10 protein-coding genes, 1 pseudogene and 1 riboswitch are annotated in these 14714 nt (G+C 63.9%); of the genes and pseudogenes, 6 read left to right on the top strand and 5 right to left on the bottom strand.

Going from position 1 to position 14714, the window contains the following annotated elements; translation table 11 throughout:
- The first annotated feature begins 248 nt into the window (after positions 1–248).
- Entirely contained in the window at positions 249–515 is a 267-nt protein-coding gene (locus R9B85_RS01275; RefSeq protein ID WP_013972506.1) for a hypothetical protein, read from the top strand.
- A gap of 107 nt (positions 516–622) precedes the next feature.
- Here the strand turns inward: R9B85_RS01275 and R9B85_RS01280 are convergent, their stop codons facing one another.
- The 4 genes from R9B85_RS01280 to cobW all read right to left on the bottom strand — a co-directional run bounded on the left by R9B85_RS01280 (position 623) and on the right by cobW (position 7147).
- On the bottom strand, positions 623–1189 hold the full coding sequence (locus R9B85_RS01280; RefSeq protein ID WP_137164793.1) for a VWA domain-containing protein: 567 nt from the start codon (positions 1187–1189) through the stop codon (positions 623–625).
- Between the two features lie 101 nt (positions 1190–1290).
- Positions 1291–2313: an ATP-binding protein gene (locus tag R9B85_RS01285; protein WP_423770749.1), complete on the bottom strand. Its 1023-nt coding sequence runs from the start codon at positions 2311–2313 to the stop codon at positions 1291–1293.
- Position 2314: 1 nt separating this feature from the next.
- The gene (gene cobN, locus R9B85_RS01290; protein ID WP_423770750.1) at positions 2315–6076 is read right to left on the bottom strand and encodes a cobaltochelatase subunit CobN; all 3762 of its coding nucleotides are present in this window, start codon (positions 6074–6076) and stop codon (positions 2315–2317) included.
- A 3-nt stretch (positions 6077–6079) separates the two neighbouring features.
- Complete coding sequence (gene cobW, locus R9B85_RS01295; protein ID WP_003247913.1) at positions 6080–7147, bottom strand: cobalamin biosynthesis protein CobW; 1068 nt, start codon at positions 7145–7147, stop codon at positions 6080–6082.
- A gap of 100 nt (positions 7148–7247) precedes the next feature.
- A riboswitch (cobalamin riboswitch) is annotated at positions 7248–7460 on the bottom strand.
- A gap of 98 nt (positions 7461–7558) precedes the next feature.
- On the opposite strand from cobW, the gene R9B85_RS01300 reads away from it, so the two are divergent.
- The 3 genes and pseudogenes from R9B85_RS01300 to R9B85_RS01310 all read left to right on the top strand — a co-directional run bounded on the left by R9B85_RS01300 (position 7559) and on the right by R9B85_RS01310 (position 9729).
- Positions 7559–7918: a hypothetical protein gene (locus R9B85_RS01300; protein WP_112254063.1), complete on the top strand. Its 360-nt coding sequence runs from the start codon at positions 7559–7561 to the stop codon at positions 7916–7918.
- 165 nt (positions 7919–8083) lie between these two features.
- A pseudogene (locus R9B85_RS01305) lies at positions 8084–8573 on the top strand (AAA family ATPase); the annotation flags it as partial.
- 136 nt (positions 8574–8709) lie between these two features.
- Positions 8710–9729: a branched-chain amino acid aminotransferase gene (locus R9B85_RS01310; RefSeq protein ID WP_013972500.1), complete on the top strand. Its 1020-nt coding sequence runs from the start codon at positions 8710–8712 to the stop codon at positions 9727–9729.
- A gap of 252 nt (positions 9730–9981) precedes the next feature.
- Here the strand turns inward: R9B85_RS01310 and R9B85_RS01315 are convergent, their stop codons facing one another.
- A complete protein-coding gene (locus R9B85_RS01315) occupies positions 9982–10410 on the bottom strand; it encodes a multidrug/biocide efflux PACE transporter (protein ID WP_112249497.1) in 429 nt (142 codons plus the stop codon).
- Between the two features lie 92 nt (positions 10411–10502).
- Here R9B85_RS01315 and R9B85_RS01320 point away from each other — a divergent pair, with 92 nt between their 5' ends.
- Positions 10503–11357, top strand: a complete 855-nt coding sequence (locus tag R9B85_RS01320) for a LysR family transcriptional regulator (RefSeq protein ID WP_112249498.1) — start codon at positions 10503–10505, stop codon at positions 11355–11357.
- A 180-nt stretch (positions 11358–11537) separates the two neighbouring features.
- Positions 11538–14690, top strand: a complete 3153-nt coding sequence (locus tag R9B85_RS01325; protein WP_423770751.1) for a T6SS effector BTH_I2691 family protein — start codon at positions 11538–11540, stop codon at positions 14688–14690.
- Positions 14691–14714 lie beyond the last annotated feature (24 nt).

The raw sequence follows: 14714 nt of genomic DNA on the forward strand, positions 1-14714 counted from the left end.
ACCGTCTGTCTGCCGAATCAATTTTTTACAATACGTGACGGGAATTTTCGCACTTTATCGACATCACATGGCGGCATGGGCAAGAACGGATTCGACCTTGGCAAATTTTTTTACAACCAATGTGTGACTCGCACCCGGACAACGAGCATCAGTACACATAACCCCGCGCTGCACTTCGCGATAACCGAGGCGACTATGAAGCAACGCGGACTTCACCTGGATGTTTGGGACCATAGAGAGACCGAACCATGAATGCCCCGCTCCGTGTCAACGAAGCACTGCTGATTGCCGACCACGCCTTCGAACCCTTCCAGTGCGTAGCCTGGGATGCACCCAACGGTACTGGTGAACTGAGCCTGGCAGTGATCGACCGGACCAGTACCCGCATCGGCAGCAAGCAAGTGTCTTCGCGCATCTACTCCGACCCGGCCCAGTGGGCCAGCCTGATCGAGGAAGTGCGTGCCGAACTGTGCGAAAAAGGTTACGACCTGCAACCGTGGTCAATGCCGAAATAATATCGGCCGGCAAACCAAGTGCGTGCACCGCCACGCACTTGTACAACTTCCGGGTTGCTGTTCTGGCAACTTTTCTTATTGCGACATAGCGTCGCATCGATACTTTTTCAATCCACCAACCTGAACTGTTGCAGGTGCTGGTAATCAGCCTGAAGTTGTTGCGCCAGACGCTGCGCACGGCCCAGGCGCACCGGCGCCAGTTCCATATCCACCAGCAAAGTGGCACACGGCATTGGTTGCACGGCATTCCAGTGCTGCAGGCGACCGTCGGTAAACACCAGGCAGCGCAATGCTTCTTCAGGGTGTGCCCGTTGCCGCGCCTGCAACCAGTGCCGAGCTTGTTCCAGTGCAGCGATCAACGGCGTGCCGCCACCGGCACCCAAGGCTTGCAGCCAGGGTTGCAAAGCGGCCGAGGCCTTCAGGCCGTGGCGCTGCCACTGCGGCGTGCGCCCGCTGGCGGTAAGCAGGGCCAGCCGCGCGCGTTGGCGGTAGGCCTGGTCGAACAGCGCTGCCAGCAGCCCTTTGGTTTGTGCCAGCGCCTGGTGGCGGCGGGTCGAGGCCGACGCATCGACGATTACCAGCCACAGTTCTGCAGGCCTGGCCTGGCGTTGCTGCCAGCACAGGTCCTGGCGCTGGCGTGGCCGGCCCTTGAGCAGAGTCGGCAGCCAGGCCACCCGACCGGCCGCAGCACTGTGCGCCCGGCCTCGGCTGGCCCCGTACTGCTTGCCTGCGCCTGCTTTGGCATCCGCCCCTTTGGCAGGTGGCAGGGGGATGCTCAGGGCTTTTTTGCCCAGTTCGGCACCTCGCGGCGGGCGCCGCTGGCCACCGGCTGCGCTGGCATTGCGCCCCAGTCGCCCTGCCCGCCCTGTGCGCCAGGGTTGCCCGCGCCTTGGCGACCGGGTGGTTGCTCAGGCTGCTGCGGCGCCGAAGGCGGGTTGGCCTGGGGCGTAACGCGCCGGCGATGGCGCAAGGCGAACTCGGCCACTGCATCGACATCGGCCTCTTCGATGGCCTCGCCTCCACGCCAGGCGCAGTGGGCGCGTGCGGCGCGCAGCCAGACCAGGTCGGCGCGCAGGCCGTCGACCCCGGCGGCGTAGCAGCGTTCGGTGATCCAGGTCAGCGCTTGGTCGTCCAGGGCAATATCGGCCAAGGCGTGACGCGCCGCCTGGCAGCGCTCGCGCAATTGCGCCTGAGCCTCGGCCCATTGCGCGCAGAAGGCCTGCGGGTCGCTGTCGAAGGCCAGGCGGCGGCGAATGATCTGCTGACGCGCCTCAGGCTCGGGCAAGCCTTCCAGGGCCACGTTGAGGCCGAAGCGGTCGAGCAACTGCGGGCGCAGTTCGCCCTCCTCCGGGTTCATGGTGCCGATCAGTACGAAGCGGGCATTGTGCCGATGCGAGATACCGTCGCGCTCGATACGGTTGGTGCCACTGGCCGCCACGTCGAGCAACAGGTCGACCAGGGTATCGGGCAGCAGGTTGACCTCATCGACATACAGCACGCCGCCATCGGCCTGGGCCAGCACCCCCGGGGAAAACTGCGCCTTGCCCTGCCCCAGTGCGGCATCCAGGTCGAGGGTGCCGACCAAGCGTTCTTCGCTGGCGCCCAGTGGCAGGGTGACGAACGGGCCCTCACCGAGCAGGTCGGCCAAGCCTCGGGCCAGGGTACTCTTGGCCATGCCGCGCGGCCCCTCGATCAGCACACCGCCAATCTTGGGGTCGATGGCGGTCAGGCACAGCGCCAGTTTCAGGTCGTCGGCACCGACCACGGCTGCCAGTGGAAATTGCACGGGTTCACTCATTTCAAGCCTGTTCCTCGCCGTCGAGCAGTTGTTCCTCGAGGGCTTCGCGGTAGTCGCCCGGCGCCTGCCACAGGCCGCGCTGCTGGGCCTCCAGCAAACGCTCGGTAAGGTCGCGCAGGGCCTCGGGGTTGTGCTCGCGCATGAAATCGCGGGTCGCCGGGTCGAGCACGTAGGCATCGGCCAGCGCCTGGTAATGATGGTCGTCGATCAGCTGCGTGGTGGCATCGAAGGCGAACAGGTTGTCGACCGTCGCCGCCATCTCGAAGGCACCTTTGTAGCCATGGCGCTTGACCCCGTCGATCCACTTCGGGTTCAGCGCGCGGGCGCGGATGACCCGGTTCAGTTCTTCCTTGAGGGTACGGATGCGCGGCCGGTCGGCCTGGCTATGGTCACCGTGGTAACTGGCGACTGCCGCGCCGGACAAGGTTTCCGACGCCGCCAGCATGCCACCCTGGAACTGGTAGTAGTCATTGGAATCGAGCAGGTCGTGTTCGTGGTTGTCCTGGTTCTGCAGCACCGCCTGCACCTTGGCCAGGCGCTGGGCGAACTGGGCGCGGGCCGGGGTACCGTCGTCGCTGGCGCCGTAGGCATAGCCGCCGTGGTTGAGGTAGACCTCGGCCAGGTCATCGCGGCTGTGCCACAGGCGCCCGTCGATGGCGTTCTGCACCCCGGCGCCGTAGGCCCCGGGTTTGGCACCGAACACCCGCCAGCCGGCCTGGCGGGCGGCCTGCTCGGGGTCCACGCCCTGGTCCTGCAGCGCGGCCCGCTCGCTGCGCACGCGGGCGGCCAGGGGGTTGAGATCGTCGGGTTCGTCCAGTGCCGCCACCGCCTGCACTGCGGCATCGAACAGGCGGATGAGGTTGCCGAAGGCATCACGGAAAAAGCCGGAAACGCGCAAGGTCACGTCCACCCGCGGGCGGTCGAGCAGGCTGAGCGGGAGGATCTCGAAATCGTCGACCCGCTGGCTGCCGCTGGCCCACACCGGCCGCACGCCCATCAGCGCCATGGCCTGGGCGATGTCGTCACCGCCAGTACGCATGGTTGCCGTGCCCCACACCGAAAGGCCGAGCTGGCGCAGGTGGTCGCCGTGGTCCTGCAGATGGCGCTCCAGGATCAGGTTGGCCGAGGCGAAGCCCAGGCGCCAGGCGGTGGTGGTGGGCAGGTTGCGCACATCCACGGTATAGAAGTTGCGACCGGTGGGCAGCACGTCCAGGCGCCCGCGGCTGGGCGCGCCACTGGGGCCCGCGGGCACGAAACGCCCGGCCAGCGCCGCCAGCAGGCCATTCATTTCGGCGCTGCCGCAGGCGTCCAGGCTGGGGGCTACCCCTTCGCGCAGCGCCTGCACCACATCGTGCACCGGCTGCCATTCGCTCTGGGCTGGTAACTGTATTGTTCCGCCCAGCGCCTGGTCGATTACTTGCAGCGCCAACAGTTCGAGGCGTTCGCGGGTATCGCCACAGGTGCGCCAGGGCTCGCTACTCACGGCCTGCAACAGCTCGGGGCGTGCGCCCTGCCACGGCTGCCCGAGTTCGCAATCGAGCGGGTCGAAACCCGGAACCAGCGCCTTGGCCAAAGCCCGCAGCAGGCTGGCATTGCCGCCGCGACCGTCGCCACGCTCGACCCGCACCAGCGCCAGCAGGGTATCCAGGCGCAGCCGGCCTTCCGGGGACTGGCCGAACACATGCAGGCCATCGCGAATCTGCGATTCCTTCAGATCGCACAGGTAGGTGTCCAGGCGCGGCAGCCACACGGCGGCATCGTCCAGCTGACCTTCCAGCTGCAGTTCGCGGTCGATGTGGTTGGCCTTGACCAGCTCCAGAATGTCGCGCTGCAACTCGCGCGCGCGCCGCGGGTCGAGCAGCTGTGCTTCGTAGAACTCGTCGGCCAGTTGCTCCAGGTGGCGCAACGGGCCATAGGTTTCGGCACGGGTCAGCGGCGGCATCAGGTGGTCGATGATCACCGCCTGGGTGCGGCGCTTGGCCTGGGCCCCCTCACCCGGGTCGTTGACGATGAACGGGTAGATGTTCGGCAGCGGGCCGAGCAAGGCGTCCGGCCAGCACTGCGCCGACAACCCGACGCCCTTGCCGGGCAGCCATTCAAGGTTGCCGTGCTTGCCGACGTGGATCACCGCGTCGGCGGCAAAGGCATGGCGCAGCCAGAAGTGAAACGCCAGGTAGCCGTGCGGCGGCACCAGGTCGGGGTCGTGGTACACCGCGCTGGGGTCCACCTGGTAGCCCCGCGCCGGCTGAATGCCGACGAAGGTCAAGCCAAAGCGCAGGCCGGCCACCATCAACCGGCCACTGCGGTACATCGGGTCCTGCTGCGGCGGCCCCCAGCGCTCCAGCACGGCCTGGCGGTTGGCCTCTGGCAGGCGCTCGAAGGCGGCCTGGTAATCGGCCAGGCTCAGGCTCTGCGCGCAGGGGCGCAGGTCCAGTTGGTCGAGGTCGTTGGTCACGCCGCCGAGCAACTGGTGGATCAGTTGCGTGCCACTGCCCGGCAAATCGGCCAGCGGATAGCCTTGGGCCTGCAGGGCCTCGAGGATGTTCAGCGCGGCCGCTGGCGTATCCAGACCAACGCCGTTGCCAATGCGGCCATCCCGGGTCGGGTAGTTGGCCAGCACCAGGGCCACGCGCTTCTGCCCATTCGGCAGGCGCGCCAGCTCGACCCAGCGGCGAGCCAGCTCGGCGACAAAATCCATGCGCTCGGGGTGCGCGCGGTAGCAGACCACGTCAGACTGGCTGCGCTCGCTGCGCCACGCCATGTCCTTGAAACTGACCGGGCGGGTGATGATGCGCCCGTCCAGTTCGGGCAAGGCAATGTGCATGGCCAGGTCACGCGCCCCCAGGCCCTGCTCGCTGGCCTCCCAGCCGGGCTGGTTGTCTTGCGCGCAGATGGCCTGCAGTACCGGGATATCGCGACGGAACGGGCGCAGGTTGGGGCGCTCGGGGCTGGACAGGGCAAAGCCGGTGGTGTTGACCAGCACTTCGGCACCCACCTCGTCCAGCCAGGCTTCGACCTGCTCCAGGCAGGCGCTTTCCTTGAGGCTGGCCACGGCGATCGGCAACGGGTTGAGCCCGGCGGCCTGCAGGCGCTGGCAGAACACATCGATGAACGCGGTGTTGGCCGCCTGCAGATGGGAGCGGTAGAACAGCAGCGGCGCCACCGGCTGTTCGGGGTGCCACTGCGGGTACCAGTCCTCCAGCGTGGCGCTGCCCTTGGCCGGGTGATACACGGCGGTGCGCGGCAAAGGCTGCGGCTCGTCCCAGGCATAGTCGCGGCCCAGCCACTGGCTGGCCAGGCAGTTGAACAGGTTGATGGCGTTGGCCTTGCCGCCCTGGCGCAGGTAGTGCCAGAGGCGTTCGGCCTGCTCGCTGCTGACATTGCCCAGGCTGGTCAGCTCCGGGTCCGGACGGTCGTCGCCCGGCACCAGGATCAGCTGCACGCCACGGCCGGCCAGCTCGACCAGTTGCTCGACGCCATAGCGCCAGTAGCCTGCGCCACCGTGCAGCGACACCAGGATGACCTTGGCATGGCGCAGTACCTGGTCGACATACAGGTCGACCGAGGCATGGTTCTGTACCTGCATCGGGTTGGCCAGGCGCAGGCTGGGGTAATCGTCGGGCAATTGCTCGGCGGTGTCGGCGAGCAATGCCAGGTGCGAATCGCCGCTGCAGAGAATCACCAGCTCGGCGGGCGTCTGGCCGAGGTCGGCAATGCTGTCATCCGGCACGAAGCCGCCGGGCTGGGTCCGCAGCAGGTGCATGGGTCAGGCGCCCAGGGCCTGGCGCAGGCGCGCTTCCAGCTGGGCGGCATCGAGGTCCTGGCCGATCAGCACCAGGCGGGTGATGCGCGGCTCGTCGGCGCGCCAGGCGCGGTCGAAGTGCTTGTCGAAACGGGTACCCACGCCTTGCACCAGCAGGCGCATCGGCTTGCCGGGGATGGCCGCGAAGCCTTTTGCGCGCAGGATGCCGAACTCCACCACCAGCTGGGTCAGGGCGTCGAGCAGCAGGCTTTCGTCGGCTTCTGGCAGGTCGATGGAGATGGAGTCGAAGGCGTCGTGGTCATGATCGTCATGGTCATCGCCGTCATGGTGCGAATCATGGTGGGTACGGCGGCCATCGATGTGCGCCTCGGACTCGGCGCCCACGCCCAGCAGCACCTCCAGCGGCAGCTTACCGCTGCTGGCTTCGATCACCTTGACCGCCGGCGGCAGCTCTTCAGCCACCTCGGCGCGGACCTTGGCCAGCCCTTCGGCGTCGATCAGGTCGGCTTTGTTCAGCACCACCAGGTCGGCGCTGGCCAGCTGGTCGGCGAACAGTTCGTGCAGCGGTGATTCGTGGTCCAGGTTGGGGTCGAGCTTGCGTTGGGCATCGACCTGGTCCGGGTAGGCGGCGAAAGTGCCGGCGGCCACGGCCGGGCTGTCGACCACGGTGATCACCGCGTCGACGGTGCAGGCATTGCGGATTTCCGGCCACTGGAAGGCTTGTACCAGCGGTTTGGGCAGGGCCAGGCCGCTGGTTTCGATGAGGATATGGTCCAGGTCGCCACGGCGTGCCACCAGCTCGCGCATCACCGGGAAGAACTCTTCCTGCACGGTGCAGCACAGGCAGCCGTTGGCCAGCTCGTAGACGCGGCCGCTGGCTTCTTCTTCGGTGCAACCGATGCTGCACTGCTTGAGGATTTCGCCATCGATGCCCAACTCGCCGAACTCGTTGACGATCACCGCAATGCGGCGGCCCTGGGCGTTGTCGAGCATGTGGCGCAGCAAGGTAGTCTTGCCCGAGCCGAGGAAGCCGGTGACGATGGTGACGGGGAGCTTGGCCAGTGTTTTCATGTCGCATTGCCCTTGGCAGATTGGCGCGGGCATGCAGGACGACAGCCGCGGGCCATGCCGGCCGGGCTTGTTCGCCACCGGATCACCCCGCCCGGTTGAAAGTCGAAAACGTGACGAGGCAGGTCTCCTGGCTCGCACCGTTCCATGTGCCCGCTGGTGCAGCAGGCTGGCGGGATGACGCCTTCCCGCGCGCGGGCGCAGTGGCTGTGTCGATCCGTTGTCGGTGCTTACAGTTGCGGGGGCAGCCGCGGCTTGTACCGCGTTCCCGTCTTAGCTTCGGCCTGGCCGAAGAACCTCGAAGTGGCAAGGCTACGCAGTGGCTGGCGGGTGGTCAACCATTGCTGTCGGGCTGGCCGACAACAAGTGGCGCAACTGCGTTACAGTGGTGGCTTTGAGCAGCGAGGCCCACCGGTGAAACCCCTGAACAAGCGCGATATGGCACGCCTGGAGCGTGAACTGGTGGTTTGCCTGACCGAAGCCTGCGAAACCGCCAAGGCCGAGATCGTCGGTTTCAGCTGGCTTACCCACCGTCTCGCGCCCGAGGATTTTCCGGCCAGCCTGCGTATTACCTGGGTGTTCGAGCGAGAGGCCGACAAGGCCGCCGCCGTGGCGGGCGACGCGAAGGTGCGCATGCTGGCGCTGACGGGCCTTGCACTGGAGCAGGCCGGCATTCAGCTGGATCATCCGGCCTGGCATGTGCGGTTTGACAGTGAAGAGGCTTGCCAGCAGAGCCACGGGGGTGACTGGAGCAAGCGCTTGATGGGGCGCTGAACCAGGGGCATGCGCGGTCCTACAGGTCCAGCGCACACCTTAAGGGTGCCGCCGGCAATGTGGGAGCGGGTTCACCCGCGAACACGGGCGAAGCCCGTGCCATCCACCGCGTCGCCTGTTTCGCGGGTGAACCCGCTCCCACAGGGCCCGCGGCGCACTCGTGGAACCAGCCTGGGCTTGCAGGCCTATGGCGGCAACTACAGCTTCTATTCGGCCCAGAAAGCCAGCCAGACGGCGCTGGCCCAACAGCAACTTGCCAGGCTGAAACAGCAGCAGCAACGCCAGGCGCGCGAACTGCAGCGCACTACCAGGCCACACCAGCGTGCTCGATCACCTGCGCCAGGCAAACCCGACACTGGCCCAGGGCGACTTGCGCAGCCGCCTGGCACAACTGGGCCTGGATGCGGCCCGCATCGAACTGCCCAGCGGCCTGCTAAGCGGCGGTGAGCGGATGAAGGCAGCACTGGCCGCCGTGCTGTACCGCGAACGGCCACTCGACCTGTTGCTGCTGGACGAACCCGGCAACCACCTGGACCTGCCGTCGCTGGCCGCACTGGAACACATGCTCGGGCAGTTTCGCGGGGCGCTGGTGGTGGCGTCCCACGACCAGGTACTGCTCGACCAGCTGGCGCTGGACGAGTACCTGCACCTGTAGAAGCTGCAATGAATGCATTGCAGGCTATCAATTCGTGACTGGCCGTTCCCGATCTGCCACGGATGTATTATGGTGGCGTGGTGCGCATATAACAGCAGCCCGAGCAATCGGGCACTTGCAAGACAATGAGGGTGTCATGAGCAACGAAAGCATTAATTGGGACAAGCTCGGTTTCGACTACATCAAGACCGACAAACGCTACCTGTCCGTATGGCGCAATGGCGAGTGGGACAAAGGCACCCTGACCGAAGACAACGTACTGCACATCAGTGAAGGCTCCACGGCCCTGCACTACGGCCAGCAGTGCTTCGAAGGCCTCAAGGCCTACCGTTGCAAGGACGGTTCGATCAACCTGTTCCGCCCGGACCAGAACGCCGCCCGCATGCAGCGCAGCTGCGCCCGCCTGCTGATGCCGCAGGTGCCGACCGATGTGTTCATCGAGGCGTGCAAGCAAGTGGTCAAGGCCAACGAGAAGTTCGTACCACCGCATGGCAAAGGCGCCCTCTACCTGCGTCCGTTCGTGATCGGCACCGGTGACAACATTGGCGTGCGCACCGCCCCCGAGTTCATCTTCTCGATCTTCGCCATCCCGGTTGGCTCGTACTTCAAGGGCGGCATGAAGCCGCACAACTTCCAGATCTCCAGCTTCGACCGCGCGGCTCCCCAAGGCACCGGCGCGGCCAAGGTCGGTGGCAACTATGCCGCCAGCCTGCAACCGGGTGCAGAAGCGAAGAAGGCCAACTTCGCCGACGCCATCTACCTCGACCCGCTGACCCACACCAAGATCGAGGAAGTCGGTTCGGCCAACTTCTTCGGCATCACCGCCAACAACGAGTTCGTCACCCCGAAATCGGCTTCGGTGCTGCCAGGTATCACTCGCCTGTCGCTGATGGAACTGGCGCAATCGCGCCTGGGCCTGACCGTGATCGAAGGCGATGTGGAAATCAACAAGCTGGACCGCTTCATCGAAGCCGGCGCCTGCGGTACCGCTGCGGTGATCACACCGATCGGCGGCATCGAGTACAACGGCAAGCTGCATGTATTCCACGACCTGGAAAAGGTCGGCCCGGTTACCCAGAAGCTCTACAACGAGCTGACCGGTATCCAGAGCGGTGATGTGGAAGCACCGGCTGGCTGGATCGTCAAGGTCGCCTGAGGCGCTTTAGCGGTTTGAAGGACGGGGCATGCCAGCGATGGCATGCCCCGTTTTTTTTCGGCTGACCCGGTCAACTTCGGATGGCACCGGCTGCGCCGGTGTTCGCGGCTAAAGCCGCTCCCACAGGTACAGCGCATGCCTGAAACCAGCGCCGTCCCTGTAGGAGCGGCCTTGTGTCGCGAAAGGGCTGCGAAGCGGCCCCAGGATATCCGCACAATGCACAAATCGAGGTACGGCGCAGGCAGGTAGTTCTCATGCAAGGCGACGCTGCATCAGCAGGTGCCGGGCCTTGTCGAAAGCCCAGTTGTACAGCACGGTGTAGGGCAGGATGATCACGAAGAAGCCCAGCTCCACCATGAACGCCTGCAGCAACGAAATCTCCAGCATCCAGGCCGCCACCGGCAGGCACCACACCACCAGCCCGGCTTCGAAGCCCAGGCCGTGCACGAAGCGTACGCTGGCCTTCCAGTGGATGCGCTCGACCTGCACGTAGCGATCGACCAGCGCGTTGTAGACCATGTTCCACAGCATGGCGATCACCGACAGGGTCACCGCCAGCGCTCCCGCCGTCGCCAGCGACTTGCCCATGATCCAGGACAACAGTGGCGCACACAGCAGCACGGCGAACACTTCATAACCGACGGCATGAACCAGGCGTTCGCTGAAAGACACGTTTTTCATTGCAAAATCCATCCATTGCGTGAGTCGTGCTTCCCATCTTCTTTGATAGAACTGATACTCGCGACATAGCTACCATCGGTTTTATCAATACCATGCGTTATTCACCCGAAGCTCTGGTCGCCTTTGTCGAAGCTGCATCGCTGGGTTCGTTTTCCGCTGCGGCGCGCAAGTTGCGCAAAAGCCAGTCCACCATCAGCATCGCCATCGCCAATTTCGAGGTCGATGTAGGTTGCCCGTTGTTCGAGCGTGGCGGCCGTCATCCCACCCTGAACGAGGCTGGGCGGCAGGTGCTGAGCCATGTCGAGGCGATTCTCGATGCCAGCGCCCAGCTCGATGCCCTGGCGGTAAGGCTGGCGGAAAACGTCGAGGCACTGGTCTCGGTAGTGATGTCGGACAGCTACAGCGTTACCTTCCAGGGCGCGGTAATGGCCCGCTTCGCTCAGCACTACCCGCATACCGAGCTGCGCTGCGGCCCGTCGGAAGATGCCGATGTGATCGAGCTGATCCAGCAGGGCCTGGCACATATCGGCATTCTTGCCACCCAGCCCAGCTATCCCGCTGACGTTGCCGTGGCACGCTTGCCCGAGCAGGCAGAGTTTGCAGTGTATGTGGCCAGCGGGCATCCGTTGGCGGCTTTGCCTAAGGTGCAGTCGCAGCACCTGGAGAACGTAAGGCAGCTGTATATAAAGACCTATGCTCCAAGCTTGCACCAGGGGCGTGGCCAGGCCTGGTCGGCACCGGACTACCTCACTCTGCTGGAATTCGCCGTGCGCGGGTTCGGCTGGGCCGAACTGCCCAGGGCATTGGTGGCTCGGTTTGGCAGTGGGCTGGTGGAGCTGCAGGTGGCCGGGTACCCGCGACGGGTTGACATGGATGTGGCCTGGTCGAGCCGTCGCGCGCTCGGGCCGGCCGGGCAGTGGCTGGTGCGACAGATGCTGGGGCAATAGGCCTTTGTCGCCTGCAAGATCCAGGGGCTGCTGAGCAGCCCGTCGCGACGCAAGGCCGCTCCTACAGGGCAGTAAAGCGAAAAATCCTACAACATTTTAGGAAGCCCATCGCTCCCCCGCGAAGGTGTTCCTCGCTAGTGTTTTGGCCGTTGCGTCAAATCACTGGAAAAGGAACTCCTGATGAGCATCAGCAAAACCATCCACATCGCCATGCAGGAAGAGATCCCCAATACCTACGGCACCTGTAATGCCTGCGAACGCTCCGGCCTGCCGATTCTGCTGCTGCGCGAGGCCTACGCCCCACGCCCGGATACAGGGCGCCCCTATCGCCTGGCAGACGATAGCGAAATCATCTTCCACCCGATGCACACCGACCAGTTGCGCCTCCTGCGCCAGGGTTATGTCTACGTACTGCTCGACCAGGAAATCTGGCAGGCCTACGAGGTAGCGGCGGAAGGTACCTTGCAGCGCTTTCCGGTATCGCAGATGCCCTTGGGGCCACCCAGGTCGTTACCCAAGGTATGCGCCACCGAAGGCCACGATGTGATCGCCTCCTTCATCAACATCGATACCCTGCTCTACCGCAAGGCCTGGATCGCCTTCGCCAACGACCCCTGGCCCCGTGCGGTACTCGACCGCTATCGGCAAGGCATTGCCGACAGTGACCCGGGCACCCTCGCCCGCTTCGTCGAAGTGGACCTGAACACCGCACGCAACGACCCTGCCAGCCTCGGCATCGCCATGACCGACAGCTTCCGCTTCGGCCTGGAGCAGGTGCTGGAGTTCTCTACCTTTTCCTCCGCCAGGTTCACCAGCGCTCATGGCTTTTACAGCCGCCTGGGCCGCTGGCATGAAACCCGCACCCATGTACGCAATGTCATCCAGCAGGAACAACTGCCCAATGGCCTGCTGGCGCTGACGCTGCCCGACCCGGTCGGCATGGTCATGGAGCTCAACGCGCAACGCACTGGCTGGGTGCAAGCCCTGCAGGAATGGCGGGCGCAGCCGCAGCGGCACTTCGAATACTTCACCTCGCAAGCACTACTGGGCATCCGCGAACTGCACGCGGCCACGGCGGCCGCGCAGGGTGCCGAGGACGCGCAGCGGGAAGCCCGGCAGGTCAAGCAGTGGAACGACAGCCCGATCGCGGCCAAGGCGTATCTGCCGCCGGTGGACATCGACGCGCAGACCGCACGCAACATCGCGCGCAAACAGCAAGAAGCGCGCGAGCGGCTGGAAGAGCGTTACGACGAAAGCGCCCGCGCCGCGTTCCAGGCCGATTACGACCGCGAACTGACAAACTGGCAGTCGATGATCGACCAGGTTGGCGATCTGTATGCGCGCCACTATGCCAAACGGGCGTTTCAGCAAATCGGTTACCACGACTATGACGCGAGCTCCCCTGTTTCGGTCGAGTACTTCATCCAGATGATGGCCGCCTGCCTGGCCGGCGGGCCCACTGAACCCCTGCCTCAGGAGGGTCAGCCGCTCGGGATCACCCAGCATATCTGGCAGCAGTTGCTGGAAGACGACCGCAGCCTGCTTTACCAGGCGCTGCTGGCCAAGAACCAGAAGCTGATGCAGCAGGTGACCAGCGCGCTGGCCGGGGACGACTTCGGCAAGGTGTACGACATCATCAAGGGCATCGCCGGCACCGCCGATGGCCAGTTGCTGATGATCAAGCCGATACAGGATGCCGTTGGCCAGTTGCTGGCCGCGACCAACAGCGCAGGGAATGCGCTCAGCCAGCACCTGAGTGAACGGACCAAGACCCTGATCGGCCATGTGCATCGCTCGGCGTTTGCCCTGTTCGCCGGGCAGCAGGTAACGCCGTTGCGCGTGTCGCTGACAGTGGGCGAGTACATGAGCCTGCTCAATGAAGCCCTGGAGGCGCGGACCGACGCGTTTCTGCAGCAGGTAGACAAGCAGTTCCGTGATCCCCTGGGCCGCAAGGTGCGGGCCATGGTGCTGAGTGGGGCGATCAATATTGCGGCAGCGGGTAACCGTAGCCAGATGATCGAGGTGATGCTCTGGACGCTGGAAAGCGCCGAGAGTTTGCAGGCGCGGCTAGTTCAATTGCGGGCAAGTGCCGTATCGAGAGCCACTATGCTGGCGCGTACAATTACTGTCGGTACAAACACTTTTCGGCTAAGTGCAGAGGCGGCTCGTAGTTTGGCAAGCGATACGACTAATAGTTTGCGGAGTGCTGTAACAAACACGACAAGCGCCAGCCTGATGCTTGGGCTAGGCGGAATATGGTTCCATCAAGATAGCCTGCGCAAAAATTATCAGGCGCTACTTAAAACTTCCAACGTAGACTCGGAAGCGATCGCCGCAATATGGTCTTCTTCCCTTGGTGTGCTGGGAACAAGCGTAGAGAGTGTGGGACTTACCGCACAGTTACTTCGCCCGAAAAAGCTATGGCCAAGCGCTATTAGCACTGTGAATTTAGGTGAGCGCATCGCTAAGTTCGGTGGCGTCATAGCAGCACTCGCGGGGGTATCTGACGCAGCACAATATGCCTTCGCTGCGCGAAGATCAGCTGACCAGGGGGACGTTGCGTCCGCCCAAACCTATGGTTATGCAAGCGCCATTGCCTTTGCCACGATCTTCCCGGCGGGCTATGCCGCCCTTGTCCCAGGCACATTGCTAGGGCCGCTGGGGATCGCGATAATCTTGGGCTTGACAGCATACGCATTGGCGACCAGGGCGAAGCAAAAAGAATCCTCCGCGACAGAACTATGGGCTCGACGTAGCAGATGGGGGTTACCACCCGAACATCGGTATTGGTGTGAGGCAAAAAGTATTGATTTGGCTATTGGCGCTTTGAATGCCGCAGCTCTTGGCATGAGAGCAGAGGCCTCGATAAAAATTGGCTTCAAACAGGGGGGAAGTGAATCAGTAACCAGTGATAGCAGTACGGTGGCAGCAGGCTTTGTACTGAACGCGTATTTGAGCATGCCAAATTTCACGGTGGGTACTTCACGTTATCAATGGAAGCTGGACTTGCATCGAACCGGGGGAAGCAAAGGAACCATCACCCTATCAGGAGACAGCACTAGATTAGTATTGCCATCAAGCTCAGCACTGAGTGTTGCCGGTGTTTTTGCAGACGACATACTAAACAGCCTACACAAAAGCGTCGACACAGAAAGCAGGATCCTGAACATCCAAGGGGCATTCCCCTTGACAGATCACCACAACGTTACCTCTCTGGAGTTGAGCCTGATTTATTGGCCTGATCCTGATGACGAGTCGGCTCGTGCACAGATAACAATGACAGAGAACAGCATCAGATCTTTGGAGCACCTCAATTGGCCTCCCCATTACTAATCCCTCCTTGCGCGGGCTGGAAGG

The organism is Pseudomonas sp. NLJ1 (assembly GCF_049486705.1).
GTDB classification, from domain to species: domain Bacteria; phylum Pseudomonadota; class Gammaproteobacteria; order Pseudomonadales; family Pseudomonadaceae; genus Aquipseudomonas; species Aquipseudomonas inefficax.

What these genes read in the sequence shown, in the direction of transcription:
- R9B85_RS01275 (WP_013972506.1), top strand. Translation starts at nt 249, where the DNA reads ATGAATGCCCCGCTCCGTGTCAACGAAGCACTGCTGATTGCCGACCAC.
- R9B85_RS01285 (WP_423770749.1), bottom strand. Translation starts at nt 2,313, where the DNA reads ATGAGTGAACCCGTGCAATTTCCACTGGCAGCCGTGGTCGGTGCCGAC.
- cobN (WP_423770750.1), bottom strand. Translation starts at nt 6,076, where the DNA reads ATGCACCTGCTGCGGACCCAGCCCGGCGGCTTCGTGCCGGATGACAGC.
- cobW (WP_003247913.1), bottom strand. Translation starts at nt 7,147, where the DNA reads ATGAAAACACTGGCCAAGCTCCCCGTCACCATCGTCACCGGCTTCCTC.
- R9B85_RS01310 (WP_013972500.1), top strand. Translation starts at nt 8,710, where the DNA reads ATGAGCAACGAAAGCATTAATTGGGACAAGCTCGGTTTCGACTACATC.
- R9B85_RS01315 (WP_112249497.1), bottom strand. Translation starts at nt 10,410, where the DNA reads ATGAAAAACGTGTCTTTCAGCGAACGCCTGGTTCATGCCGTCGGTTAT.
- R9B85_RS01320 (WP_112249498.1), top strand. Translation starts at nt 10,503, where the DNA reads ATGCGTTATTCACCCGAAGCTCTGGTCGCCTTTGTCGAAGCTGCATCG.
- R9B85_RS01325 (WP_423770751.1), top strand. Translation starts at nt 11,538, where the DNA reads ATGAGCATCAGCAAAACCATCCACATCGCCATGCAGGAAGAGATCCCC.